Here is a 25,025-nt window from a genome sequence, read left to right on the forward strand (position 1 = left end):
ATCGACCAGAGCCAGTGGCAATACGAGGCATGGTCGTTTAGCGGGATAGCGGTGTTCCAGCAGCTCCAGCATAGAACACAACGAGTTCGACCGGTGTATTGCCGGTCTTCCCCCGGTGAATGATGTCCACCATTTCGGCCAGAGTGTCACCTGCTTTGATGCGAATGGACTTGCCTCCTTCCTTTGCCTCGACCGTGAGTTCGCCGGAAAGGACGTAGGCGGCGTTTGGAACGGGGTGCTGGTGCCATTTCAGCGTGCTGTTCGCCGGGATGCTGATCTTGAGAATGCTCAGTTCCGGCTGGCCTTCGGGATAAGCCTTGTAGGGCGTTCCATCCCATGACTGGGTGGCTTCGAGCAATATCTGGGATGTGGGCTGGTTTGTGCCCTGCATGTTTTTGTCAGCGAAAGCCATATTGCCCAATAACAGGCTGGCGACGACCAGCAGGATGTTGATGTCCATGTAACCCCCGGTTTTGCGATTGATTGATCTCAAGGCGAAACGCAAGAATTCCAAAAAGCTCAGGCAGCAAGGTGCTAACTATTTACTACATGCCAGTAAAAGCGCGGGCATGAAAAAGGCCTCCCGAAGGAGGCCTCATTTACGCCATTACCGCTGGCGCGACTGGATCAGCAGCTGTAGTACAGCTCGTATTCCAGTGGGTGTACGAAAGTACGTACCTTGATTTCTTCTTCGCTTTTCAGCTCGATGTAAGCGTCGATGAAATCGTCGCTGAAAACGCCGCCTTTGGTCAGGAACGCACGACCTTTGTCCAGCTCTTCCAGGGCTTCTTTCAGGCTGCCGCAAACTTGTGGAATGCCTTTGGCCTCTTCTGGCGGCAGGTCATACAGGTTTTTGTCAGCTGCATCGCCAGGGTGGATCTTGTTCTGGATGCCGTCCAGGCCAGCCATCAACAGTGCAGCGAACGCCAGGTACGGGTTGGCTGCCGGATCCGGGAAGCGGGCTTCGATACGACGGCCACGTGGGCTGGAGACGTAAGGAATACGGATCGAAGCGGAACGGTTACGAGCCGAGTAGGCCAGCATGACCGGAGCTTCGAAGCCCGGGACCAGACGTTTGTAGGAGTTGGTCGAAGGGTTGGTGAAGCCGTTCAGAGCCTTACCGTGCTTGATGATACCGCCGATGAAGTACAGAGCGGTGTCGGACAGGCCGGCATAGCCTTCGCCTGCGAAGGTGTTCTTGCCATCTTTGGCGATGGACATGTGAACGTGCATACCCGAACCGTTATCGCCGTACAGAGGCTTGGGCATGAAGGTGGCGGTGCGACCGTAAGCGTCGGCAACGTTGTGCACGACATACTTGAGGGTCTGAACTTCGTCAGCCTTGGCAACCAGGGTGTTGAACTTCACGCCGATTTCGTTCTGGCCGGCAGTTGCCACTTCGTGGTGGTGAACTTCGACGACCTGACCCATTTCTTCCAGTGCGTTGCACATGGCAGTACGGATTTCGTGGTCGTGGTCGACCGGTGGAACCGGGAAGTAGCCGCCTTTGATACCTGGACGGTGGCCTTTGTTGCCGCCTTCCACGTCCTGGTCGGTCATCCACGAGCCTTGCTCGGAGAAGATCTTGAACATGGAGCCGGAGATGTCGGACTTGTACTTGACCGAATCGAAGATGAAGAACTCTGGCTCCGGACCAACGAATACGGTGTCACCGATACCGGTGGACTTCAGGTATTCCTCGGCGCGGTGGGCGATGGCGCGTGGGTCGCGGTCATAGCCTTGCATGGTCGAAGGTTCGATGATGTCGCAGACCAGGATCAGGGTCGGCTCTTCGGTGAACGGGTCCAGAACTGCGGAGCTGTCGTCCGGCAGCAGGATCATGTCGGAGGCTTCGATACCTTTCCAGCCTTCAATGGAGGAACCGTCGAACATCTTGCCGACTTCAAAGAAGTCGTCGTCCAGCGCATCGCGAGCTGGCATGGTGACGTGTTGCTGCTTGCCTTTGGTGTCAGTGAAGCGCAGATCAATCCATTTAACGTCATGATCTTTGATGAGTTGAACCGACTTCGACATGGTGTCCTCCGGGTGGCTAGGGCCTGGTTATGGTTGTGGCCCCTTAAATTTGGGTGATGCCGGCGCAGATACTCTGCCAAGGCAACCTGCCTCACAAGGGAGCAAATTGCATGCCAGTGCCCCGTGTTGGGTTTTTTGCCCCAAACAAGGCCTTTTCGGGGGCGAAAACGGATTTATCGGCAAAATGACGCACTGTTATGGTGCTTTAAAATGCCGAGGCGTGCCTTTTTAGTGCGCTGATGATTGGTAGTACGATAACTGGTTAAACCTTGAGCAATTTCCGCTATAATCCGCGCCCCCCTTTTTCGGCCGGCACCTCACGTACCGTTTCCATGAAACTAATCGTCAAAGTTTTTCCTGAAATCACCATCAAAAGCCCGCCGGTGCGCAAGAAGTTCATCCGCCAGCTGGCCAAGAACATTCGTACCGTGCTCCGTGAACTGGACGCGGACATTGTCGTGGGTGGCGTATGGGACAACCTTGAGGTCGAAACAAGGCTGACCGATCCAAAGGTCCTGCAGGGCATCACCGAGCGCCTGAGCTGCATGCCGGGCATCGCCAATTTCCTGCAGGTTGCCGAATACCCGCTGGGCGATCTGGATGACATCGTTGCCAAGTGCAAGATGCATTACGGCGACCTGCTGCCGGGCAAGATGTTTTCCGTGCGCTGCAAGCGTGCGGGGCGGCACGATTTCAGCTCCATGGACGTCGAGAAGTACGTCGGCAGCAAGTTGCGCCAGCAATGCAGCGCCGCCGGTATCGAGCTGCGCAAGCCCGAACTCGTGGTGCGCATGGAAATTCGCGACCAGCGTCTGTTTGTCATTCATGACCAGCACACTGGCATGGGCGGTTATCCGCTGGGCGCGCTGGAACAGACGCTGGTACTGATGTCCGGTGGTTTCGACTCGACCGTGGCGGCCTACCAGATCATGCGTCGTGGCCTGATGGCGCATTTCTGCTTCTTCAATCTGGGTGGTCGTGCCCATGAGCTGGGCGTGATGGAAGTCGCTCACTTCATCTGGAAGAAGTACGGCAGCTCCCAGCGAGTGCTGTTTGTAAGCGTGCCTTTCGAGGAAGTTCTGGGAGAAATTCTGCAGAAAGTCGATAACAGTCATATGGGTGTAGTTTTGAAGCGTATGATGTTGCGCGCTGCCTCATCTGTTGCCGACCGTCTCGAAATCGATGTGCTGGTGACGGGGGAAGCGATTTCGCAGGTGTCCAGCCAGACGCTGCCCAATCTGTCGGTCATCGACTCGGCCACCGACAAACTGGTGCTGCGACCGCTGATTGCCAGCCACAAGCAGGACATCGTCGATCTGGCGACTGAAATCGGCACGGCCGAATTCGCCCGGCACATGCCTGAATATTGCGGGGTGATTTCGGTCAACCCCAAGACCAACGCCAAGCGTAATCGCGTTGAGTATGAAGAGAAGCAGTTCGACATGGCTGTTCTTGAGCGAGCGCTCGAACGTGCCAGGCTGGTGACCATTGATCGGGTGATCGACGATCTGAGCCAGAATGTCGAAATAGAAGAAGTCAGCCAGGCGCTGGCCGGTCAGGTCGTCATCGACATCCGTCATCCGGATGCCCAGGAAGACCAGCCGCTGCAAGTGCCGGGCGTAGAGATACAGACGCTGCCGTTCTATGCATTGAACAGCCGCTTCAAGGAACTGGATAACACGCGCCAGTACCTGTTGTATTGCGACAAAGGCGTCATGAGTCGCCTGCATGCTCACCATCTGCTCAGTGAGGGGCATGCCAATGTGCGCGTTTATCGACCGAGCTAAGTGCCCGGGGCTGTTTGCCTGTGGCTTGCGTCACCGGCCCCCCGACACCAGTCGTCAAGCCGTAACGGCTTTTGCCGACTCAATGTTAATTGCTGCCTGACAACAGTCAGCTCACCGAATCCTCTGATCGAGATACACAAGTGATCGAAAATCTACGTAACATCGCCATCATTGCTCACGTTGACCATGGCAAAACCACCCTGGTAGACAAACTGCTGCGTCAGTCCGGCACTCTGGAGCGTAACGAGCTCAACGACGAGCGCGTCATGGACTCCAACGACCAGGAGAAAGAGCGCGGTATTACCATTCTCGCGAAGAACACCGCGATCAACTGGAACGGCTACCACATCAACATCGTGGACACCCCGGGCCACGCCGACTTCGGCGGTGAAGTAGAGCGCGTGATGTCGATGGTCGACTCCGTTCTGCTGCTGGTTGACGCTCAAGACGGCCCTATGCCGCAAACCCGTTTCGTGACCAAGAAGGCTTTCGAAGCCGGCCTGCGTCCAATCGTGGTCATCAACAAGGTTGACCGTCCGGGCGCGCGTCCTGACTGGGTTCTGGACCAGATCTTCGACCTGTTCGACAACCTGGGTGCCACCGAAGAACAGCTGGACTTCAAAGTCGTCTACGCCTCGGCCCTGAACGGCATTGCCGGTCTGGACCACACCGAAATGGCTGAAGACATGACCCCGCTGTACCAGTCGATCGTCGACAACGTACCTGCGCCGTCTGTTGACCGCGATGGTCCGTTCCAGATGCAGATCTCCGCTCTGGACTACAACAGCTTCCTGGGTGTTATCGGTGTTGGCCGTATCGCTCGTGGTCGCGTCAAGCCGAACACTCCGGTTGTCGCCATCGACACCGACGGCAAGAAGCGCAACGGCCGTATCCTGAAGCTGATGGGTCACCACGGTCTGCACCGCATCGACGTTGAAGAAGCAGCTGCCGGCGACATCGTCTGCATCAGCGGCTTCGACGAGCTGTTCATCTCCGACACCCTGTGTGATCCAAACACTGTCGAGGCGATGAAGCCTCTGACCGTTGACGAGCCAACCGTTGCCATGACCTTCCAGGTCAACGACTCGCCTTTCTGCGGTAAAGAAGGCAAGTTCGTCACCAGCCGTAACATCAAGGAACGTCTGGACAAAGAGCTGCTGTACAACGTTGCTCTGCGCGTTGAAGAAGGCGACTCGGCTGACAAGTTCAAGGTTTCCGGCCGTGGTGAGCTGCACCTCTCGGTTCTGATCGAAACCATGCGTCGCGAAGGCTTCGAAATGGCCGTAGGTCGTCCGGAAGTGATCATCCGTCTGGTTGACGGCGTGAAACACGAACCGTACGAAAACGTCACCATCGACCTGCCGGAAGATGCACAAGGCGCGATCATGGAGCAAATGGGTCTGCGTAAAGGCGACCTGACCAACATGGTTCCGGATGGCAAGGGCCGTGTTCGCCTTGAGTACAACATCCCGGCTCGTGGCCTGATCGGTTTCCGTAACGAGTTCCTGACCCTGACCTCCGGTGCAGGCATCCTGACCTCGATCTTCGACCGTTACGACGTGATGAAGTCCGGCGACATGTCCGGTCGTCAGAACGGCGTTCTGGTTTCGGTTGAAACCGGCAAGGCACTGACCTACTCCCTGGAAACCCTGCAAGCGCGCGGCAAGCTGTTCGTTGAGCACGGTCAGGAAATCTACAACGGTCAGATCGTTGGTCTGAACAGCCGTGACAACGACCTGGGCGTCAACCCTACCAAGGGCAAGAAGCTCGACAACATGCGTGCTTCGGGTAAAGACGAAACCATCGCTCTGGTTCCACCTGTTCGTTTCACTCTGGAACAGGCTCTGGAATTCATCCAGGACGACGAGCTGTGCGAAGTCACTCCAAAGTCGATCCGTCTTCGCAAGAAGATCCTCGACGAAAGCGAGCGTACCCGCGCTGCCAAGAAAGCCAAGGCTTGATATTTAGCCCCGGCTGAATGAAAACGCCCCCGGTCGAAAGGCCGGGGGCGTTTTTTTATGTCTGGGTTTCACTGTACTGAGTAGGAGTGGATTCATCCGCGAAAGCGGTCCCGCGCAGTAATGTGTGGGAGGCAGCTTGCTGGCGACTGGACCGTGAAACTGGCAGATATGCTGCGTCTGTACGCTAAAGTCGCCAGCAAGCTGCCTCCCACAAAGTGATTGATCAGCATTACTCCTGGCGGATCAGAACTTCAGGGGGACGCGGCCTGAGTTGGAGTTCAGGGCGCCGCTGTTCTGGCGCTCGACGGCCTTTGGCTTGTACGCGCAATACCCAGGGCGCGGGCCGATCTTCGGGTGGTTGCGGCAGGTGTCCGGGCGCTTTTCATAGATGGTGCACAGGCGACTCTTGCGATCCAGATACAGGCAGTCGTTGTTGCTCATGCGCTGCAGGGTAAAGATCCCGGACTTCTGGTTGAAGCGCTCGACGATCCCTTCCTTCTGCAGGCGCTTGGCGATGTTCTTGGCGGGCTCGTCTTTCTCGAACTCGTCAACGATGCCGATGCGGATCAGATCCTTGATCTTCACTTCTACCGGCAAGGTGCAGCAGCTGGAAATACAGCCACCGCACATATGGCTGGAGTACTTGGCCCAGGTATCGAGACGGTCGATCTCTGCGGCTGCGATCAAGGTGGATTTCATTTCGGTTCAGGCTTCCGGGTGTATCGGGCGCGCGATCATACCGGGGCTTGCGGGTTTAGCGTAGGCAAAAATGAGTGAAGCGACTGCCGGTGCCCCTCTTGAGTGATGGTAGGAGGGGCCTTGGTCGCGATGGCATCATACGATCCGTGAGTTGGCCAGGTTTTCGATCTGCTCCTGCCGCTCGGCCTGGCTCAGTTTTGCGCCGGGATTGAGCGATGACCATTGCGGATGTGCCCGCGCCTTGTGCACGGCATCGGGAAGTTTACCTTCGCGCCAGGCCTTATCCTGAGGCTCGCTCACTTCGATGCTGTCCATCGCCGCATGGCCCCTCACGTCCAGCGCCTGCAACAGGTGTTGCTGTCGAAGTACAAGCAGTCGCAGCACTGCATCGTCTACGGTCAGTTCCCGTTGCCCCTTGAGTTTGCCCAGCAACCGCCCGCCATAACTGCGGGCCGTTTGCAGTGCGCCGCCCGCAATGGCGCCGACCAGTGCCGCGGCGCCCAGAGTGATGCCGCCGACCAGCAGATCGACGCCGGCTCCGGCCGCAGCACCTGCCGCCACGCCGCCGCCGACACGTACGCCCAGTTGCTTGAGGGTTTCAGGGTTGAACAGGTCGTCGCCCCAGCGACCATCCAGTAACGGCAAGTCGGCCGCCGAGGCGTCCTGTGTGCGAAAGGCATACAGCTTGAGCAGCGCTTCGACGCAACGTTGTTCACGCTGGCGAATGGCTTTGCGCAGTTCCTCGATAGCCTTCTGTTCCTGCTGTGCATCGGTGTCCACGCTGCGCCGACAGGCTGCGCAGTCAATCAGCATCTCTGCAATCAGCCGTGCGGCGCTGTGTCGTCGGGCCTTGCGCTGGGCCTGTTGGTCTTCGATCAGGCGCTCCAGTTGCGGGCGGGCGCTTTCCATCATCAGCGCCAGGCTTTCATAAAGCCGACGCTCGCCATCCTCCGGTGGTGCCACGCTGTCGAAGCGCACCAGCGCATGAAGGCCAAGACGCGAAAGCGCTTCGCGCCAGTCCGGCTCTCGCTGTTGCGGGCTGCTGACGAAATTCAGTACCGGCAGCAACGGTTTGCCACAGCTTGCCAGTACCGCCAGTTCATCACGGTATTTGGACAGAATCGGTTCGCGGGCATCGATCACGTACAGGCCAGCGTCCGAGTCGAGCAACTGACGCAATACCTTGGCCTCCTGCTCGAAGCGCTGGCGTGCCTCGCTGCTCTCCAGAAAACGCGCCAGTCGCGCCGGGCCGTCCAGTCGTTCGCCGGGGCGATCCAGACGCTCAAGGTAGTCGAGCAGAGCAATGGCATCTTCCAGGCCCGGCGTATCGTAAAGCTCAAGCAGAGCCTGACCTTCGACCGACAGGCGCGCACCTTCTACATGGCGTGTGGTGCTGGGGCGATGGGAGACTTCCCCGAAACCGATATCACGGGTCAGGGTGCGCAACAGCGACGTCTTGCCGACATTGGTATGGCCCACGACCGCCAGCTTGAGTGCGCGAGGTGTGTTCAGCTCAGTCATTGCCTGTCTCCAGCCAGTTCAACAGCGAACCTTCGCTCCACGTCAGCTCCAGTTGCTGCAGTGCGGCGTGCCAGTCATTGAGGCGTTGCGGGTCAAGCGTCTGACCGGCTGGCGCGGGTAATAGCCAGATGCGGGTCAGGCCGGCGTATCTGGCCAGTTCGGCAATCAATGCCAGGCTGCCGCGATCCGGCGAGCGGCGCGGATCGCAAGCAATGAGCAGTCGTGCCGGTGGATAGTGGGTCAATTGCTCCAGCAGCTTCTGTCGGGATTCACGGCTGTCGAGCACACCTGCATCGGCCACGCCCGTCGGCAGTTGTGGAGGCCACGGGTATTGATCGTCCAGTTCGATGGCGACCAGCAAGGCGCCTTCACTGTTGGCGGTGCCTGCGTTGGGTTGTATCCGATGCAGCTGCGGCGGTGCGGCATCGTTGACGCCCAGGCGCTCGCTGCTGGGCATCAGGCGTTCGCGCAACTGCTGGTAGCCGGGCAATTCCAGATCCAGCTTCAGGGTGGCGCGCCCACGCTTCCAGCGCCACAGGCAGAACAGCGCCAGAATCAGGCGCGGCACGATGCCGAAGACCAGCAGGATGCCCACCAGCCAGGAAGCCCAGGCCTGCCGGGCATTTTCCAGGCTCAGTACGCCATTGCCGCTGGCGCGTATCATCAGCTCATCGGGCGTACTGAAACCCAGCATGGCCGGGATGATGCCCAGTGTCTGCGTCAGGCTGACGAAGGTTTCGCTGCCCAGAATGGTGGTTTCCCAGACAAAGCCGTAGCGCCGCGTCGCCATCAGCATCAACAACATGACCATGGCGCTGAGCAAGGCCACCAGCCACAGGCTGTTGACCAGTAGACCCAGTGCCCAGCGATTGAGGCGTCGGCGTTGCAGCAGCACGATCAGTGCGGGAGCCAGTTGGGCGGCCTGTGCGTCGCGAGCGAGCTTTTCGCTGGCCCACAGCCAGAGCCGGCCCAGGCCCGAACTGCTGCGCCCGGTGAATATCAGACCCAGCGCCCAACTGATCAGCAGCACCAGATTCAGCCCGAGCAGGCTGCCCAGCGCCCAGAACACATTGACCGGTGCCTGTCCGTTGCCCATGGCCGCAAAGGCCAGGCCCGCGCCACTGAAAACCGCGATGACGATCAGTGCGATCAGTGCCAGGCGGGCGCCTTGCTTCCAGTGATGCAGGGCGCTGACCATGCCGTCACGTTCGGCCAGCCACAGGGCGCGCAGCTTGATCCGGCTGTTCAGGTCGCCTTCTGCGGCGCGGGCGCGGCGATTGGCTTCCTGGTCGTCAAGGAGGCCTGCCTGTTCTTCTCGCAGGCGTACAGCTTCGGTCAGCCAGAGGGTATCGAGTGGTGTCAGAGCAGTCACACAGCGTCTCTTCGATGAATTAGGCACAAAGCATAACCGTTGCGGTGAAGCTTAGGGTCCACACGGTGTCTCTCAGTTCCCTTGCTCTGTTATTCTCGCGCCCATGAAAAAACATCTCCCTCTCAGCCTGATTGCCGCCCTTGGTGAAAACCGGGTGATCGGCGTCGACAATTCCATGCCCTGGCATTTGCCGGGGGATTTCAAGTATTTCAAGGCCACGACCCTTGGCAAGCCGATCATCATGGGTCGCAAGACCTGGGATTCCCTGGGCCGGCCACTGCCCGGTCGCCTGAACCTGGTGGTCAGTCGTCAGGCTGATCTGCAGCTTGAAGGCGCTGAAGTCTTTGCTTCCCTGGAAGCCGCCGTGGTGCGCGCCGAGCAATGGGCGCAGGAGCAGGGCGTCGATGAAGTGATGCTCATCGGCGGTGCCCAGCTTTATGCGCAGGGCTTGCCTGATGCCGACCGGCTTTACCTCACTCGCGTGGCGCTGAGCCCCGAAGGCGATGCCTGGTTTCCGGAATTTGATGCTGCCGAATGGGTGCTGGTATCCGAGAGCCCGAATCCGGCGCAGGATGACAAACCGGCCTACAGTTTCGAGGTCTGGGAGCGGCGTTAAGCCGTGTTCGCGGGTGATTCGTTCCTGTGCGACGGGAATGAATCGCTCGTGACGAGCGCGTAACTGTCACAAAAATGTCGCAATCGAATATCCCTGTCGCGAACCATTGCGCACATGACGCCGTCAGAACACGCGGGGTCGTTCACACACGAAAATCGTAACACCACTTTGCTACGGTCGGCCCTATACATTTATCGGGGGAAACCATAGATGAAGTTCGCACCAAAAATACTCGCCGCCGCTTTGTGCCTGGGTCTTGCCAGCCAGGCTTTCGCCACCGATCTGAAACACTGGCCGGAGCCTGCCGCCAAGGCGCTGGACACCATGATCGCTGCCAACGCCAATAAAGGTAATTACGCCGTCTTTGACATGGATAACACCAGCTATCGCTTCGACCTCGAAGAGTCGCTGCTGCCGTACATGGAAAACAAGGGCCTGATCACCCGCGAGAAGCTGGACCCGTCTCTGAAGCTGATTCCCTTCAAGGACACCGCCGAACACAAGGAAAGCCTGTTCAGTTACTACTACCGCCTCTGCGAACTGGATGACATGGTCTGCTATCCATGGGTGGCACAAGTATTCTCCGGCTTCACCCTCAAGGAGCTGAAAGGTTACGTCGACGAGCTTATGGCATCGGGCAAACCGATCCCGGCGACCTACTACGACGGCGATGTGGTCAAGAAGCTCGACGTCGAGCCGCCACGAATCTTTACCGGCCAGAAAGAGCTTTTCAACAAGCTGATGGAAAACGGCATCGAGGTCTATGTCATGACCGCTGCTTCCGAAGAGCTGGTGCGGATGGTCGCCTCCGATCCCAAGTACGGCTACAACGTCAAACCGCAGAATGTCATTGGCGTAACCATGCTGCTCAAGGACCGGAAAACCGGCGAGCTGACCACTGCCCGCAAGCAGATCACTGCTGGCAAATACGACGAGAAGAGCAACCTGGGTCTTGAGCTGACGCCTTACCTGTGGACGCCAGCCACCTGGATGGCGGGCAAGCAGGCGGCAATCCTGACGTACATCGACCAATGGAAGAAACCGGTCCTGGTGGCTGGCGATACGCCAACCAGCGACGGCTACATGTTGTTCCATGGCGTGGACGTCAACAAAGGCGGCGTACACCTGTGGATCAACCGCAAGGACAAGTACATGAAGCAGATGGAAGGTATGATCAAGAGCAATGCCGAAGCTCAGGCCAAGGAAGGTTTGCCGGTGACTGCCGACAAGAACTGGGTAGTCGTCAAGCCGGACGAGATTCAGTAAGAGAAAGCATAGCTACAAGCTGCAAGCCATAAGCCGCAAGCTTTTGACTTGCAGCTTTTGACTTGCAGCTTGCCGCTTTTACGGCACCAACTTGTCCAGCAGTGCCTTGTCACGCACAGCGCCCTTGTCGGCGCTGGTGGCCAGCAGGGCGTAGGCCTTGAGGGCGGTGGTCACTTTGCGTGGGCGCGCTTCCACCGGTCTCCAGCCCTTCTTGTCCTGTTCCGCACGGCGTGTAGCCAGCTCTTCATCGCTGACCAGCAGGTTGATCGAGCGGTTCGGGATGTCGATCAGCACTTTGTCGCCATCGCGTACCAGGCCGATTGCGCCACCTGCAGCCGCTTCCGGGGAAGCGTGGCCGATGGAGAGGCCCGAGGTGCCACCCGAGAAACGACCGTCGGTCAGCAGGGCGCAGTCTTTGCCCAGGCCCTTGGATTTCAGGTACGACGTCGGGTACAGCATTTCCTGCATGCCCGGGCCGCCTTTCGGACCTTCGTAACGGATGATCACGATGTCGCCCGCTTTCACTTCGTCGGCGAGGATGCCGCGTACGGCGCTGTCCTGGCTCTCGAAGATCTTGGCGTTGCCTTCGAAGACATGGATCGACTCGTCCACGCCTGCGGTTTTCACCACGCAGCCGTCCAGCGCGATGTTGCCGTACAGCACGGCCAGGCCACCTTCCTGCGAGTAGGCATGCTCGAAACTGCGGATGCAGCCGTTTTCACGGTCGTCATCCAGGCTCGGCCAGCGGGTTGACTGGCTGAAGGCCGTCTGTGTCGGGATGCCTGCCGGGCCTGCCTTGAAAAAGGTGTGCACGGCTTCGTCGTCGGTCAGGGTGATGTCCCACTTGGCGATGGCTTCGGCCATGGTCTTGCTGTGCACGGTCGGCAGGTCGGTATGCAGCAGACCGCCACGGGCCAGCGAGCCCAGAATGCTGAAGATGCCGCCTGCGCGGTGCACATCTTCCATGTGGTACTTCTGAATGTTCGGCGCAACCTTGCACAGTTGCGGAACCTTGCGCGACAGGCGGTCGATATCGCGCAGGTCGAAGGCGATTTCGGCTTCCTGGGCAGCGGCCAGCAAGTGCAGGATGGTGTTGGTGGAACCGCCCATGGCGATGTCCAGCATCATGGCGTTCTCGAACGCCTTGAAGTTGGCGATGTTGCGCGGCAGAACCGACTCATCGTTGTTGCCGTAATACTGTTTGCACAGCTCGACGATGGTACGACCGGCAGTCAGGAACAGTTGCTCGCGGTCGCTGTGGGTGGCCAGTGTCGAGCCATTACCCGGCAAGGCCAGGCCCAGCGCTTCGGTCAGACAGTTCATCGAGTTGGCGGTAAACATGCCGGAGCACGAACCGCATGTCGGGCAGGCGCTGCGCTCGTATTCGGCAACTTTTTCGTCGCTGGCAGTGGAGTCGGCCGCGATGACCATGGCATCGACCAGATCCAGGCCGTGGCTGGCCAGTTTGGTCTTGCCGGCTTCCATCGGGCCGCCGGACACGAAGATCACCGGGATATTGAGGCGCAACGACGCCATCAGCATGCCAGGGGTGATCTTGTCGCAGTTGGAGATACAGACGATGGCGTCGGCGCAGTGGGCGTTGACCATGTATTCCACGGAGTCGGCGATGATCTCGCGGCTCGGCAGCGAATACAGCATGCCATCGTGACCCATGGCGATACCGTCATCCACGGCGATGGTATTGAATTCCTTCGCCACGCCGCCTGCGCGTTCCACTTCCCGGGCGACCAGTTGGCCCATGTCCTTGAGGTGGACATGCCCTGGTACGAACTGGGTGAACGAGTTGGCGATGGCGATGATCGGTTTCTTGAAATCTTCGTCCTTCATGCCCGTGGCGCGCCACAAGGCACGTGCGCCGGCCATGTTGCGGCCGTGGGTGGACGTTTTCGAGCGGTAATCAGGCATTGGAGCACTCCGGCAAAACAGGCTGATCAGTAAGGGGAGTGAGCTTCTATTGACGCTACACGCAAACGGCAGTGACCGGATGCAGCGAAGAAACCGAACACCACGGGATCACCGTGCACTCGGCCTGAGCTCATAAACCCGCCGGGGGATGACTGGCGATGAATAGCGTCGATTCTACACGGGTCGAAGGGCTTGCGGACACCTCCTGAAAAGCTAATCAGGAGGTGTGCATTGGCTCTGACGGCAACCCGACGACAAGGCTGAAGGTCAGCTGTTTGGCAGCAACCGGCAGATGATGCTCTTGATGTAGCGGGTTTCGGCGATGGCCGGGTGTACCGGATGGTCCGGGCCCTGGCTGCCGCGTTCCAGTAGCTGGATGTTGCGGTCCAGGTGGCGGGCGCTGGTCAGGAGGATGTTTTGCAGGTCGTCTTCCGGCAGGTGCATGGAGCACGAGGCGCTGACCAGGATGCCGTCCTTGCTGAGCAGGCGCATGGCCTGTTCGTTCAGGCGACGGTAGGCACCTTCGCCGTTTTTCAGGTCTTTCTTGCGCTTGATGAAGGCTGGCGGGTCGGCCACGATCACGTCGAAGCGTTCTTCGCCGGCTTTCAGTTCTTTCAGGGCTTCAAATACGTCGCCTTCGATACAGGTGACCTTTTCGGCGAAGCCGTTCAGGGCTGCGTTGCGTTCCACTCCATCCAGGGCAAAGCCCGAGGCGTCGACACAGGTGACTTCGCTGGCGCCAAAAGCACCGGCCTGGATACCCCAGCCGCCGATGTAGCTGTACAGGTCCAGGACGCGCTTGCCTTTGACGTAAGGGGCCAGGCGGGCGCGGTTCATGCGGTGGTCGTAGAACCAGCCGGTTTTCTGACCTTGCATGACAGGTGCTTCGAACTTCACGCCGTTCTCTTCCAGGGCAACCCACTCCGGCACTGCGCCATATACGGTTTCGACATAGCGGTTCAGGCCTTCGGCGTCACGGGCAGCCGAGTCGTTCTTGAACAGAATGCCGCCAGGCTTGAGCACCTGCACCAGGGCGGCGATCACGTCTTCCTTGTGGTGCTCCATGGTGGCCGAAGCCAGCTGCACCACGAGGATGTCGTCGAAACGATCGACCACCAGGCCCGGCAGCAGGTCCGAGTCGCCGTAGACCAGGCGATAGAACGGCTTGTCGAACAGGCGATCACGCAGGGACAGCGCCACGTTCAGGCGATGAACCAGCAGCGACTTGTCCAGCGGCAGCTTGATGTCCCGTGACAGCAGTCGGGCGCAGATCAGGTTGTTGGGGCTCATGGCGACGATGCCCAGTGGCTTGCCGCCAGCGGCTTCGAGCAACGCCTGATCACCTGCTGCAAAACCGTGCAGTGGGGTGGCGGCTACATCGATTTCATTGCTGTAGACCCACAAGTGGCCGGCGCGCAGGCGACGGTCGGCGTTGGCTTTGAGGCGCAGGCTGGGCAGGGACATGACGTCGCTCCGGAAAAAAGAGCGGGATTATAGCCTGTGATTGGGTTATTGGAGGGGCATCCCGTCAATTAACCTCATCAATCGAGGTAAATGATGAAACTTGGCTAAAGTCATAGCCATGTGCCCACGAGCGGGTGGACCGATTCTCATTAAGCGGGCAGAATCCGGGTATGGCCTTGAGTAAATTTCTATGTCCGAAGAGTTGACCCCCGAGCAGATCCAGGAAGCCCTTCAGGGTATCAGCGTACCTCCGCAACCTCAGATCATGGTGGATCTGCAGATGGAGCAGTACATGCCTGATCCTGATCTGGCGGTGATTGCGCGGTTGATTTCCCAGGACCCGGGGCTTTCCGGCGCGCTGCTCAAGATCGTCAATTCTCCGCATTACGGCCTGTCCAACAAGATCGCCTCGATCCAGAAAGCCGTGAATCTTCTGGGTAGCCGCACCGTCATCAACCTGATCAACGCGCAGTCGATCAAGGGCGAGATGAGCGACGAAACCATCGTGACGCTCAATCGTTTCTGGGACAGTGCCCAGGACGTGGCCATCACCAGCCTGACCCTGGCCAAGCGAATCGGCTCGCAGACTGTGGACGAATCCTACGCGCTGGGTCTGTTCCATGACTGCGGGATTCCGCTGATGCTCAAGCGTTTTCCGGATTACATGCCGGTGCTGGAAGAGTCCTACGCCAAGGCCGGTCCCGATTGCCGGATCGTGGATACCGAAAACAGCAAGTTCGACACCAACCATGCTGTTGTCGGCTATTTCACTGCCAAGTCCTGGCGCTTGCCGGAACATGTCTGCAATGCCATCGCCAACCATCACAATGCCCTGGCAATCTTCGAGGATGATACGAGCCGCAATGCCGCGCTCAAGAATCTCCTGGCTCCCCTGAAAATGGCCGAGCATATCTGTGAGTCCTCCCGGGTGCTGGGCAACCAGGACGAAGACCACGAATGGAACAGCATCGGTCATCTGGTGCTGGACTATGTCGGTCTGTCCGAGTACGACTTTGAATACCTCAGGGAAAGCATTCGCGAGCTGGGCGCCCACTGATTCTGCCCGCTGCCGGTTTTCCTCTTTTGCCTCTCCGAGTTATCCATGCCTGAATTACCTGAAGTCGAAACCACGCGCCGTGGCATTGCGCCCCATCTGGAAGGGCAGCGTGTCAGCCGCGTGATCGTGCGGGACCGGCGTTTGCGCTGGCCCATTCCCGAAGACCTCGATGTACGCCTTTCCGGGCAGCGGATCGTGGAAGTCGGCCGACGGGCCAAATACCTGCTGATCCAGGCCGAAGTCGGAACGCTCATCAGTCATCTGGGGATGTCGGGCAACCTGCGTCTGGTCGAAGCCGGCCTGCCTGCGCTCAAGCATGAGCATGTGGATATCGAGCTGGAGTCCGGTCTGGCGTTGCGCTACACCGACCCGCGCCGTTTCGGTGCCATGCTCTGGAGCCTTGAACCCCACAGCCACGAGCTTCTGGTTCGACTGGGGCCTGAGCCATTGACGGATCTGTTCGACGGTGAGCGCCTGTACGAGCGCTCCCGAGGCAAGTCCATTGCGGTCAAGCCTTTCATCATGGATAACGCGGTGGTGGTCGGCGTGGGCAATATCTACGCGACCGAAGCGTTGTTTGCTGCCGGTATCGACCCGCGGCGCGAGGCCAAGGGTATTTCCCGGGCGCGCTATCTGAAGCTGGCTGTCGAGATCAAGCGCATTCTGGCCTACGCCATCGAACGGGGCGGCACGACCTTGCGCGACTTCATCGGCGGCGACGGCAAGCCTGGCTATTTCCAGCAGGAGCTTTTTGTCTATGGTCGGGGCGAGCAGCCATGCAAGGTGTGTGGCACGACCTTGCGTGAGGTCAAGCTGGGGCAGCGGGCGAGCGTTTATTGCCCCAAATGCCAGACCTGATCCTCAATACTTGAAATACTGCGCCGCTTGCTTAAGCCCCAGTGCTGTTTATAGTTATCAGCACTCCAACCCGCGACACCTGAAGGACCAAGCCATGCGCCCGTTTCGTATTATCGCCGCCACCCTGACCCTGCTCGTCGGGTTACAGGCTTTACCTGCCATGGCTGCCGAGCTGCCTCCAGGCAGTGGTGATCCGGTCTACAGCATCCAGACCCCGCCAGCCTTCGCCATGATCGGCGATCTGATCATCGCCCGGCCATTGCTGATTGCCGCGACCATCATCGGCACGGGATTGTTCGTGATTGCTGCACCTTTCGCAGCTGCGGGCGGCAACCTGGGCGCAACTGGCAAGGCGCTGGTAGTTGATCCGGGCAAGGCAGCATTCGTCAGGTGCCTGGGCTGCACCGGCGATGGATATGGCAAGCAGGAATGACGCAGAGCGCTTTTATCACCAGCCTTTGAAGGCTATGCCTTGCCGGTGATGAGGCGATATTTGGTCATCAGCTCGTCTTTGCTTTCGACACGATTCTCGTCCAGCGGAATGCAATCCACAGGACAGACCTGCTGGCATTGAGGCTCGTCGTAATGACCGACGCATTCGGTGCACAGGTTCGGGTTGATCACGTAGATCTCCTCACCCTGTGAGATGGCCTCGTTCGGGCACTCGGGTTCGCAGACGTCGCAGTTGATGCAATCGTCAGTGATGATAAGGGACATGAAACACTCCAGCCGCGGGGTGTACCGGGGCGTATGAAAACCAATGCGGCGAATTGTGCCGCATTAGCGCCTTCGATGCACCTGGACGTTACGAGCGTTTGAAGCGATCGGTCAGTGCCTGGGCCACGGCCGGGTGCACGAACTTGTTGATATCACCGCCCAGCGCAGCGATTTCACGGACCAGCGTCGAAGAAATGAACGAATAACGTTCCGACGGAGTGAGAAACAGGCTCTCGACGTCCGGTGCCAGTTGTCGGTTCATGTTGGCCAGCTGGAATTCATACTCGAAATCCGAAACCGCCCGCAGGCCGCGTAGAAATACGTTGGCGTTCTGCTCCTTGGCGAACTGGGCAAGCAAGGTCGAAAAGCCTACGACTTCGACGTTGGGCAGGTGTTTGGTGACTTCTCGTGCCAGCTCTACACGTTGTTCCAGAGGGAACAGCGGGTTTTTCTTCGGGCTGGCAGCAACGGCAATGACCACTTGGTCGAACAGGCGCGAGGCGCGTTCGACCAGATCGCCGTGGCCCTTGGTGATAGGGTCGAAGGTTCCTGGGTACAACACTCGGTTCATCGCGTCGTCCTGGTCGGAGTCCGGTTGGGGACTCGGATGTTATCGCAGCCGCCCCGGTGGGCCAAGTCGAGGTGTAGCCAGTGAGGCGTTATTGTGCCGATTATCGGCGATTTTTTATCAGGCTGATGGCATCTCAATGGCCATCAGCATGGCTCTATTCAGCGCAGGAACAGCTTGTAGACCAGTCGCTGGATAGCCTTGCCGTACGGCGGGTAAATTAAACGCGCCGCGTTGAAGCGTTGCTTGATGAACACGCTTTTGGCCTGGCTGAAGGTCAGAAAACCTTCCCGGCCATGGTAATGGCCCATACCTGAAGGGCCGATGCCCCCGAAGGGCAAGTCGTCCTGAGCCGCATGCATCAGCGTATCGTTCAGGCAGACGCCGCCGGAGTGAGTCTGTTCCAGCACTTTTTGCTGCTCGGCCTTGTTGTAGCCGAAGTAGTAGAGCGCCAGCGGACGAGGGCGCTGATTGATGTAGGCAAAGGCTTCATCGAGGTGTCTGTAGGGCACGATAGGCAGCAGCGGCCCGAAAATCTCATCCTGCATGACCAGCATGTCATCGCTGACATTGAGCAAGAGACTGAACGGCATGCGCTGCGCCTGTCCCTGATCGTAAAGGGCGATCACCTCGGCGCCTTTGCTGGTGGCGTCTTCCAGGTAGTGATTCAGCCGCGCCAGTTGTCGCTGATTGATGATCGCCGTGTAGTCCGGGTTGTCAGCCAGTGTCGGGTAAAAGCCCTGTACCGCTTGCCTGTAGGCTTCGACGAAACCCTGCATCCGATCCTGCGGCACCAGCACGTAGTCCGGTGCGATGCAGGTCTGTCCGGCATTCAAGGTCTTGCCGAACGCAATGCGCTCGGCGGCGTCCTTGAGCGGGACATCCCGGGACACAATCACGGGAGATTTGCCGCCCAGTTCCAGCGTGACCGGCGTCAGGTTTTCCGCTGCAGCACGCATGACATGCTTGCCGATGCTGGTCGCGCCGGTAAACAGAAGGTGATCGAACGGCAGTCTGGAGAAGGCCATGCCCACCTCGGCTTCGCCCAGTACCACGGCGATCAGGTCTTCGGGAAAGATCCGCGCGAACAGGCGCTTGAGCAGATCGCCCGTGGCAGGTGTGGATTCGCTGAGCTTGAGCATCACGCGATTGCCGGCCGCCAGGGCGCCAATCAACGGGCCGATGGCCAGGAACAGCGGGTAGTTCCAGGGCACGATAACCCCGACCACACCCAAAGGCTGATACACCACTTTGGCCGAGGCAGGTTGAAAGGCCAGGCCTACATGACGGCGCGAGGGCTTCATCCATTGCTTGAGCCGTTTGCGCGCATCCCGGATGCCCAGCAGGCTTGGCAGCAACTCGGCCAGCAGGGTTTCGTCGGCGCTGCGGTGGCTGAAGTCGCTGCTGATGGCGTCGATCAATGCCTGCCGATGCTCGCTGAGCAGTTCACCCAGGCTCTTGAGCCACTGGGAGCGTTGCGCTGCCGAGGGCATCGGGTTGGCTGCGAACGCCTGACGCTGGAGAGCGAACGTGTGTTCCAGTTCGCTGGAAAAAGACGGTGCGTCAGGCATGCGGGGCGTTCCTTGCTGGATTTTTCGAGTGTTTTAGAGCTGTTGCTCTATAAAGTCAAATGGCCTGTGTCCCCTTGTCCCTGAGGTTTCACGTACATCGCTGCATCTATGCCGACCGCTTGCGCTACCATTCCCCACCAACATACCCGAGGGATCGAGCTGAGTATGGCTCCACGTATCAAAACCCGTGAACGTATCGTGCAGGTCAGTCTGGAGCTGTTCAATCAGCAGGGTGAGCGTAGCGTAAGCACCAATCACATTGCCGCGCACATGGAAATTTCTCCGGGCAATCTCTATTACCACTTCCCCAACAAGCAGGCGATCATCGCCTCGCTGTTCAACGAGTATGAAGCGTTGGTGGATGGGTTTCTGTTTCCTCCCAAGGGGCGGCAGCCGACGGTCGAAGACAAGCGTAACTACTTGCTGGCGATACTCGACGGCATGTGGCGTTACCGGTTCCTGCATCGCGACCTTGAGCACCTGCTGGCTTGCGACCCGGAAATGGCGACCCGCTATCGGCGTTTTTCCCAGCGCTCCCTGACCCAGGCCATGGCGATTTACAGTGCTTTCGTCGAGGCTGGTATCCTGAACATGGACAAGGCGCAGGTCGAATCGCTGACCCTCAATACCTGGATCATCCTCACCTCCTGGGTGCGTTTCCTGTGCACCACACGTGAACATTCCACGCACTTGAACGAAGATGCCATTCGACGCGGTGTCTATCAGGTGCTTATGCTGGAGTATGGCTACATCAGCGCCGAGGCCCGTGAAGAATTCAGTGCCTTGTGCGCTGCTTTTTATACGGCCCTGCCCAAGGTGCTGGGGGAAGTCGGCTGAGAGTCATCGTCAGCACCCACTATTCGCTTTTCTGCTTACAGGAGTGAGTCATGTCCATCGCGCAACTGATCAGCCCTCAGCAATTGGCTGCCCGCCAGCGAGAGCCCGGGCTGGTGATTCTCGATTGCCGCTTTGCTCTGGAAGATCCCGATTACGGGCAGCGCAGTTACGCTCAGGGTCATATCGATCGTGCGTCTTTCGCGGACCTGGAGCGTGACCTCAGTGGTCCGGTCACCAAGGGCAAGACCGGACGCCATCCCTTGCCGGACCCTGAGGCGCTGTTGCGTCGCTTTCAGGCATGGGGCATCAACCCGGACAGCGAAATCGTGCTCTATGACGACGGCCCCGGAGCCTTTGCGGCCCGTGCCTGGTGGCTGCTGGCGTGGCTGGGCAAGCGCGAGGGTGTCTACCTGCTCGATGGCGGTCTGAAAGCCTGGCACGCGGCGGGCCTGCCGCTGAGTCTGGACGCGCCCGGCAACAAACCCGGCACCTTCACGGGGGAGCCCGACATGTCGCTGGTGCTCAATGCCAGCCGTCTGCAAGGCCGCCTCGGACGCCCGGAACTGACCCTGATCGATGCGCGCGCCGAAGCCCGTTTTCGCGGTGAAGTGGAGCCCATTGACCCGGTTGCCGGGCATATTCCGGGTGCGCAGTGCGTCGCCTTCAACGAAAACCTGGGGCCTGACGGACGCTTTCTGCCCGCCGATCAGCTCAGACAGCGCTTTGCCGAGACGTTACAGGATCGTTCGCCGAAGGATCTGGTCGCCTACTGCGGTTCAGGTGTGACGGCCTGCCATAACCTGTTTGCCCTGTGTCTGGCAGGTTATCCACTGGGGACGCTGTATGCAGGTTCGTGGAGCGAATGGATTACCGATCCCGGTCGTGAGGTTGCGACGGGAGCATGACCCTGTCGCCAGCAAGCTGCCTCTCATCAAACAAGATGGAACATGCGGCATTGTAGGAGCGCGCTTGCCCGCGACCGGCTGCGTAGCAGTCGTGGATTTTGCGAGCGCTTCGCACTCGGTCGCGGGCAAGCGCGCTCCTACCTGTTTGCTACGCGACAGCGCGGCGCCGGGGCGGCGGGCGAACTCCCACAAGAGCTGGTTTCTGTCCCGGGATTCATCCGCGAACAGTCTTGTCGCGCTCATACGCCAGGCTCAGCCAGTGCGGAATGCGCCGCTCCAGATAATAACCGGGGTTTTTCAGCGAGCCATCGACAAACCCCACATGCCCGCCCCTGGCCTGCAACTCGAACTCCGTACACGCTGAAAGCTCGTCGGGTTCGGGCAGGCTGTGGATAAAGACGAAAGGGTCGTCTGCGGCCTGGATGATCAGTGTCGGTGTGCGAATCTGGCCCAGAAAATACCGGCTCGACGCCCGGCGATAATAGTCCTCGGCATTGGCGAAACCATGCAGCGGCGCTGTCACCCGGCCATCGAAATCCCAGAACGTGCGCATATTCTCCAACGAGCCCAGGGCGGCCAGTTCTGCCAGGCCTTCGCTCATCCCTTCATGCTGGAAGCGGCGTTGCTTGTCCCGGATATAAGCCAGCATTTCGCGCATGAAGTGCCGTTGATAGACCTTGGAAAAGCCCTGGCCGATACGGTTGGCGCACTCGTCAAGCCGGAATGGCACCGAGACGGCCACCGCGCCCAGCAACCCGCTCTCTGCGCCGGATTCGCCCAGGTGCTTGAGCAGAACGTTGCCGCCCAGGGAATAACCCACGGCATAAAGCGGCGCCAGAGGGCGCAAGGCCCGCAGGTGGGCAATGACTTCTGCCAGGTCTTCGCTGGCGCCGGAGTGATAGCTGCGCGACAACAGATTCGGCTCACCCGAACAGCCGCGCCAGTTCAGCGCCACGCTGGCCCAGCCTTGGGAAGCCATTGCCTTTTGCAGACCTGCCACATAAGGCGAATTCGACGATCCGGTCAGCCCGTGCAGGACCAGCACCAGTGGTGCATCGGCCTCATGGGGGCCATGCCAGTCCATATCGAGAAAGTCCCCGTCCTCCAGCCACATGCGCTCCCGTGTACGGGCAAGCAGGGTTCGTTTGCGCCACAGCGGTCCCCACAAGGTTTGCAGGTGCGGATTACCCAGGCCTGAAGCCGGGACGAAACGGTTTGCCGAGGATGGGTGCAGAGGGCTGGCTGGCACGGTCTTGCTCATCAATGAATGCAGAGACGTACGTTGCCATTAAGTGATGCGAGATGTAAGGGGTTTTTGGCCGAGTGGCTTGATTGTGAATGCGCTCCTGCAGCAGGAGCGCATTCATCTGCGAGAGGGCCGTCAGAACAGATCGATCGGTGCCGACTCGTCTGCTGGCAGCGGGCTGCCCGGTACGCTGCCGCCCAGTTCGTTCACGCTTGGAGGCGTGTCTTCGCTCTTGAACAGCTCGAAGAACGCATTGGGCGTGCTCGGGGTCGCGGCGCGGCCACTCACAGGGTCGACCCGCAGGCTGAGGATGCCATCCGGTTCGGCCTGTTGATGCGGCGGCTTGTCCTTGAGGGCTGCGCTCATGTAGTCCATCCAGATCGGCAGGGCGACCGTACCGCCAAACTCGTGGCGTCCGAGGCTTTCCGGCTGGTCGAAGCCCGTCCAGACCGTTGTCACGTAATCCGCGTTATAGCCGGAGAACCACGCATCCTTGGATTCGTTGGTCGTACCGGTCTTGCCCGCGATATCCGGCCGGTTCATGGAGAGTGCGCGACGCCCTGTGCCGCGCTTGATCACATCCTGCAGCATGCTGTTGAGGATGTAGGTCGTGCGACTGTCGACGATTCGCTCTGCAACCACAGGTGCCTGTGGCTCTGTGGCGGATGTCGGGGACGTGGTGGTCAGGCCCGGACTGTCATGGATCGCGAAGGTCGAGGTGTTGGCTGCTGTCTTGGCCTCTGTGGCCGGAACGCTGGCCGGATTGGCCAGGAACAGCGTCTGACCGTCACGGTTCTCGATCTTCTGGATCAGGTACGGGTTGACTTTATAGCCGCCGTTGGCAAATGCACTCCAGCCGGTGGCGATTTCCATCGGCGTCAGGGTTGCGGTGCCCAGTGCCAGCGACAGGTTGCGCGGCAGGTCCTGCTTGGCGAATCCGAAGCGAGTGATGTAGTCCATGGTGGAATCGATACCCAGGGCCTGCAGCAGACGGATCGAAACCAGGTTGCGGGACTTGTAGAGCGCCTCGCGCAGCCTGATCGGGCCGAGGAAGGTGTTGGTGTCGTTCTTCGGACGCCAGACCTTGTCCAGGTATTCGTCGACGAACACGATAGGCGCATCGTTCACCAGGCTCGAAGCGGTATAACCGTTGTCCAGAGCGGCACTGTAGATGAAAGGCTTGAAGCTCGAACCCGGTTGACGCTTGGCCTGCATGGCGCGGTTGTAATTGCTCTGCTCGAAGGCAAAGCCACCGACCAGCGCACGAATGGCGCCATTCTGCGGATCCAGAGAAACCAGCGCGCTCTGAGCGGCGGGAATTTGACTGAATTTCAGCGAGCCGTCTTCCTGACGCAGCAGGCGGACCAGATCGCCCACATGCGCCACGTCAGCCGGTTGGCGTGGATTGGCCCCCAGACTGTTGGTGTTCAGGTAAGGGCGAGCCCATTTCATGCTGCTCCACTCGACGTTTTCTTCTTTCTCGCCGTTGCGGGTCAGGACGCGGATGCCGTTTTTATCGACCTGCGTGACAATGGCAGGCTCCAGGCCGTTGATCGTGCGCTGTTTGGTCAGTTCCTGAGCCCAGCCGGCAGGCGTCATGCCCGGGAAACGGCTTTCCGGGCCGCGATAGCCGTGGCGCTGGTCGTATTCGATCAGCCCTTGCTGCACAGCCTTGTTGGCGTGCTCCTGAAGGTCGCTCGGAACAGTAGTGGTGACGCGGAAGCCTTCGGTATAGGCTTCGCTGCCGTAGCGACCGACCATTTCGGCACGGGCCATTTCGGCGATGTAGGGCGCGTAGACTTCCGGCGTCGGGACGTGGTAGCTGGCGTTGAGAGGCTCGTTGAGAGCGGCCTGATAAGCGTTCTGGTCGATCTTGCCCAGTCGGTACATGCGCCCCAGGATCCAGTCGCGACGTTCCTTGGCCCGAGCCGGGTTGGCCAGCGGGTTGAAGCGTGAAGGTGCTTTTGGCAGGCCGGCAATCATGGCCATTTGCGCAAGGCTTACATCGCGAATCGATTTGCCATAGTAGACTTGCGCCGCAGCCTCGATGCCATAGGCTCGGTTGCCCAGGTAGATCTTGTTGACGTACAGCTCAAGGATTTCATCCTTGGTCAGTTGGCGCTCGATTTGCAAGGCAAGGAGAATTTCGGTGGTTTTACGTGAAAAGCTTCTTTCGCTGGTCAGGAAAAAGTTTTTCGCGACCTGCATTGTGATGGTACTGCCGCCTGATTGAATATGGCCGCTTTTCACCAGTTGGGTGGCGGCGCGCATCAGGCTGCTTGGGTCGACGCCGTAGTGATTGGCGAAGTTGTCGTCTTCGGCCGACAGCAGGGCGTTGATGAAATTGGGCGGGATTTCGGCGAAGCGAATAGGGGTGCGGCGCATCTCGCCAAACTCGGCGATCAGCTTGCCGTCGCTGCTGTAGACGCGCAGGGGAATCTGCAACTGAATGCTCTTCAGCGCTTCGACAGAGGGCAGGTTCGGGCTCAGATAAAGGAATGCACCGCTCAGCGCGAGCAGCAGGCCGCAAAATACTGCTACGAGAGACCACCAGATAAACTTCAGCAGGCGTATCAAGGCTTTTGGATTTCCACAAAAAAGAATGGGTTGAGCGCAGGCA

General features: G+C 59.3%; 21 protein-coding genes. 9 read left to right on the top strand and 12 right to left on the bottom strand.

Annotated elements, in window-relative coordinates:
• Window positions 1-37: 37 nt before the first annotated feature.
• Both KQP88_RS01770 and glnA read right to left on the bottom strand, forming a co-directional pair.
• Window positions 38-391 carry a cupin domain-containing protein gene (locus KQP88_RS01770; RefSeq protein WP_374011496.1) on the bottom strand — a complete coding sequence of 118 codons (354 nt, stop codon included), beginning with the start codon at window positions 389-391 and terminating at the stop codon, window positions 38-40.
• A gap of 236 nt (window positions 392-627) precedes the next feature.
• The gene (gene glnA, locus KQP88_RS01775; RefSeq protein ID WP_200993975.1) at window positions 628-2,034 is read right to left on the bottom strand and encodes a glutamate--ammonia ligase; all 1,407 of its coding nucleotides are present in this window, start codon (window positions 2,032-2,034) and stop codon (window positions 628-630) included.
• A 332-nt stretch (window positions 2,035-2,366) separates the two neighbouring features.
• Here glnA and thiI point away from each other — a divergent pair, with 332 nt between their 5' ends.
• Window positions 2,367-3,821 carry a tRNA uracil 4-sulfurtransferase ThiI gene (thiI, locus tag KQP88_RS01780; RefSeq protein ID WP_216704688.1) on the top strand — a complete coding sequence of 485 codons (1,455 nt, stop codon included), beginning with the start codon at window positions 2,367-2,369 and terminating at the stop codon, window positions 3,819-3,821.
• A gap of 140 nt (window positions 3,822-3,961) precedes the next feature.
• Window positions 3,962-5,782 (top strand): translational GTPase TypA, encoded by a 1,821-nt coding sequence (gene typA / locus KQP88_RS01785; RefSeq protein ID WP_200993973.1) that lies wholly within the window; start codon window positions 3,962-3,964, stop codon window positions 5,780-5,782.
• Between the two features lie 243 nt (window positions 5,783-6,025).
• Here the strand turns inward: typA and KQP88_RS01790 are convergent, their stop codons facing one another.
• The 3 genes from KQP88_RS01790 to KQP88_RS01800 all read right to left on the bottom strand — a co-directional run bounded on the left by KQP88_RS01790 (window position 6,026) and on the right by KQP88_RS01800 (window position 9,374).
• The gene (locus KQP88_RS01790; protein WP_025258115.1) at window positions 6,026-6,481 is read right to left on the bottom strand and encodes a YkgJ family cysteine cluster protein; all 456 of its coding nucleotides are present in this window, start codon (window positions 6,479-6,481) and stop codon (window positions 6,026-6,028) included.
• A 135-nt stretch (window positions 6,482-6,616) separates the two neighbouring features.
• Complete coding sequence (locus KQP88_RS01795; RefSeq protein ID WP_216704689.1) at window positions 6,617-8,002, bottom strand: GTPase/DUF3482 domain-containing protein; 1,386 nt, start codon at window positions 8,000-8,002, stop codon at window positions 6,617-6,619.
• The gene (locus KQP88_RS01800) at window positions 7,995-9,374 is read right to left on the bottom strand and encodes a DUF2868 domain-containing protein (RefSeq protein ID WP_216704690.1); all 1,380 of its coding nucleotides are present in this window, start codon (window positions 9,372-9,374) and stop codon (window positions 7,995-7,997) included. The genes KQP88_RS01795 and KQP88_RS01800 overlap by 8 nt, the downstream gene beginning before the upstream one ends.
• A gap of 103 nt (window positions 9,375-9,477) precedes the next feature.
• Between KQP88_RS01800 and KQP88_RS01805 the strand changes: the two genes are divergently transcribed.
• Window positions 9,478-9,990, top strand: coding sequence for a dihydrofolate reductase (locus tag KQP88_RS01805; protein WP_200993970.1), 513 nt, complete (start codon window positions 9,478-9,480; stop codon window positions 9,988-9,990).
• Window positions 9,991-10,200: 210 nt separating this feature from the next.
• Entirely contained in the window at window positions 10,201-11,256 is a 1,056-nt protein-coding gene (locus tag KQP88_RS01810) for an HAD family hydrolase (protein WP_216704691.1), read from the top strand.
• 78 nt (window positions 11,257-11,334) lie between these two features.
• Here the strand turns inward: KQP88_RS01810 and ilvD are convergent, their stop codons facing one another.
• Together ilvD and KQP88_RS01820 are read right to left on the bottom strand one after the other, a co-directional pair.
• A complete protein-coding gene (ilvD, locus tag KQP88_RS01815) occupies window positions 11,335-13,182 on the bottom strand; it encodes a dihydroxy-acid dehydratase (RefSeq protein ID WP_216704692.1) in 1,848 nt (615 codons plus the stop codon).
• A 267-nt stretch (window positions 13,183-13,449) separates the two neighbouring features.
• Window positions 13,450-14,646 (bottom strand): class I SAM-dependent rRNA methyltransferase, encoded by a 1,197-nt coding sequence (locus KQP88_RS01820; protein WP_216704693.1) that lies wholly within the window; start codon window positions 14,644-14,646, stop codon window positions 13,450-13,452.
• Window positions 14,647-14,836: 190 nt separating this feature from the next.
• Here KQP88_RS01820 and KQP88_RS01825 point away from each other — a divergent pair, with 190 nt between their 5' ends.
• The 3 genes from KQP88_RS01825 to KQP88_RS01835 all read left to right on the top strand — a co-directional run bounded on the left by KQP88_RS01825 (window position 14,837) and on the right by KQP88_RS01835 (window position 16,994).
• On the top strand, window positions 14,837-15,703 hold the full coding sequence (locus KQP88_RS01825) for an HDOD domain-containing protein (protein WP_200993965.1): 867 nt from the start codon (window positions 14,837-14,839) through the stop codon (window positions 15,701-15,703).
• 45 nt (window positions 15,704-15,748) lie between these two features.
• Window positions 15,749-16,561: a bifunctional DNA-formamidopyrimidine glycosylase/DNA-(apurinic or apyrimidinic site) lyase gene (gene mutM / locus KQP88_RS01830; protein WP_025258123.1), complete on the top strand. Its 813-nt coding sequence runs from the start codon at window positions 15,749-15,751 to the stop codon at window positions 16,559-16,561.
• Window positions 16,562-16,655: 94 nt separating this feature from the next.
• Window positions 16,656-16,994, top strand: a complete 339-nt coding sequence (locus KQP88_RS01835) for a multidrug transporter (RefSeq protein WP_198724124.1) — start codon at window positions 16,656-16,658, stop codon at window positions 16,992-16,994.
• A gap of 32 nt (window positions 16,995-17,026) precedes the next feature.
• Here the strand turns inward: KQP88_RS01835 and KQP88_RS01840 are convergent, their stop codons facing one another.
• From KQP88_RS01840 to KQP88_RS01850, 3 genes are all read right to left on the bottom strand, one after another.
• Window positions 17,027-17,278: a YfhL family 4Fe-4S dicluster ferredoxin gene (locus KQP88_RS01840; protein WP_025258125.1), complete on the bottom strand. Its 252-nt coding sequence runs from the start codon at window positions 17,276-17,278 to the stop codon at window positions 17,027-17,029.
• A gap of 88 nt (window positions 17,279-17,366) precedes the next feature.
• The gene (gene coaD / locus KQP88_RS01845) at window positions 17,367-17,849 is read right to left on the bottom strand and encodes a pantetheine-phosphate adenylyltransferase (RefSeq protein WP_025258126.1); all 483 of its coding nucleotides are present in this window, start codon (window positions 17,847-17,849) and stop codon (window positions 17,367-17,369) included.
• 158 nt (window positions 17,850-18,007) lie between these two features.
• On the bottom strand, window positions 18,008-19,417 hold the full coding sequence (locus tag KQP88_RS01850) for a coniferyl aldehyde dehydrogenase (RefSeq protein ID WP_216704694.1): 1,410 nt from the start codon (window positions 19,415-19,417) through the stop codon (window positions 18,008-18,010).
• A gap of 165 nt (window positions 19,418-19,582) precedes the next feature.
• On the opposite strand from KQP88_RS01850, the gene KQP88_RS01855 reads away from it, so the two are divergent.
• Entirely contained in the window at window positions 19,583-20,254 is a 672-nt protein-coding gene (locus tag KQP88_RS01855; RefSeq protein ID WP_216704695.1) for a TetR/AcrR family transcriptional regulator, read from the top strand.
• 50 nt (window positions 20,255-20,304) lie between these two features.
• Window positions 20,305-21,159, top strand: a complete 855-nt coding sequence (locus KQP88_RS01860; protein ID WP_216704696.1) for a sulfurtransferase — start codon at window positions 20,305-20,307, stop codon at window positions 21,157-21,159.
• Between the two features lie 214 nt (window positions 21,160-21,373).
• Here KQP88_RS01860 and KQP88_RS01865 read toward each other — a convergent pair whose 3' ends face one another.
• Together KQP88_RS01865 and KQP88_RS01870 are read right to left on the bottom strand one after the other, a co-directional pair.
• Window positions 21,374-22,420: a hydrolase gene (locus tag KQP88_RS01865; RefSeq protein WP_216704697.1), complete on the bottom strand. Its 1,047-nt coding sequence runs from the start codon at window positions 22,418-22,420 to the stop codon at window positions 21,374-21,376.
• A gap of 120 nt (window positions 22,421-22,540) precedes the next feature.
• Window positions 22,541-24,979, bottom strand: a complete 2,439-nt coding sequence (locus KQP88_RS01870) for a penicillin-binding protein 1A (RefSeq protein ID WP_407681823.1) — start codon at window positions 24,977-24,979, stop codon at window positions 22,541-22,543.
• Between the last annotated feature and the right edge of the window lie 46 nt (window positions 24,980-25,025).

The sequence above is a fragment of the Pseudomonas lijiangensis genome, from assembly GCF_018968705.1.
Lineage (GTDB): Bacteria > Pseudomonadota > Gammaproteobacteria > Pseudomonadales > Pseudomonadaceae > Aquipseudomonas > Aquipseudomonas lijiangensis.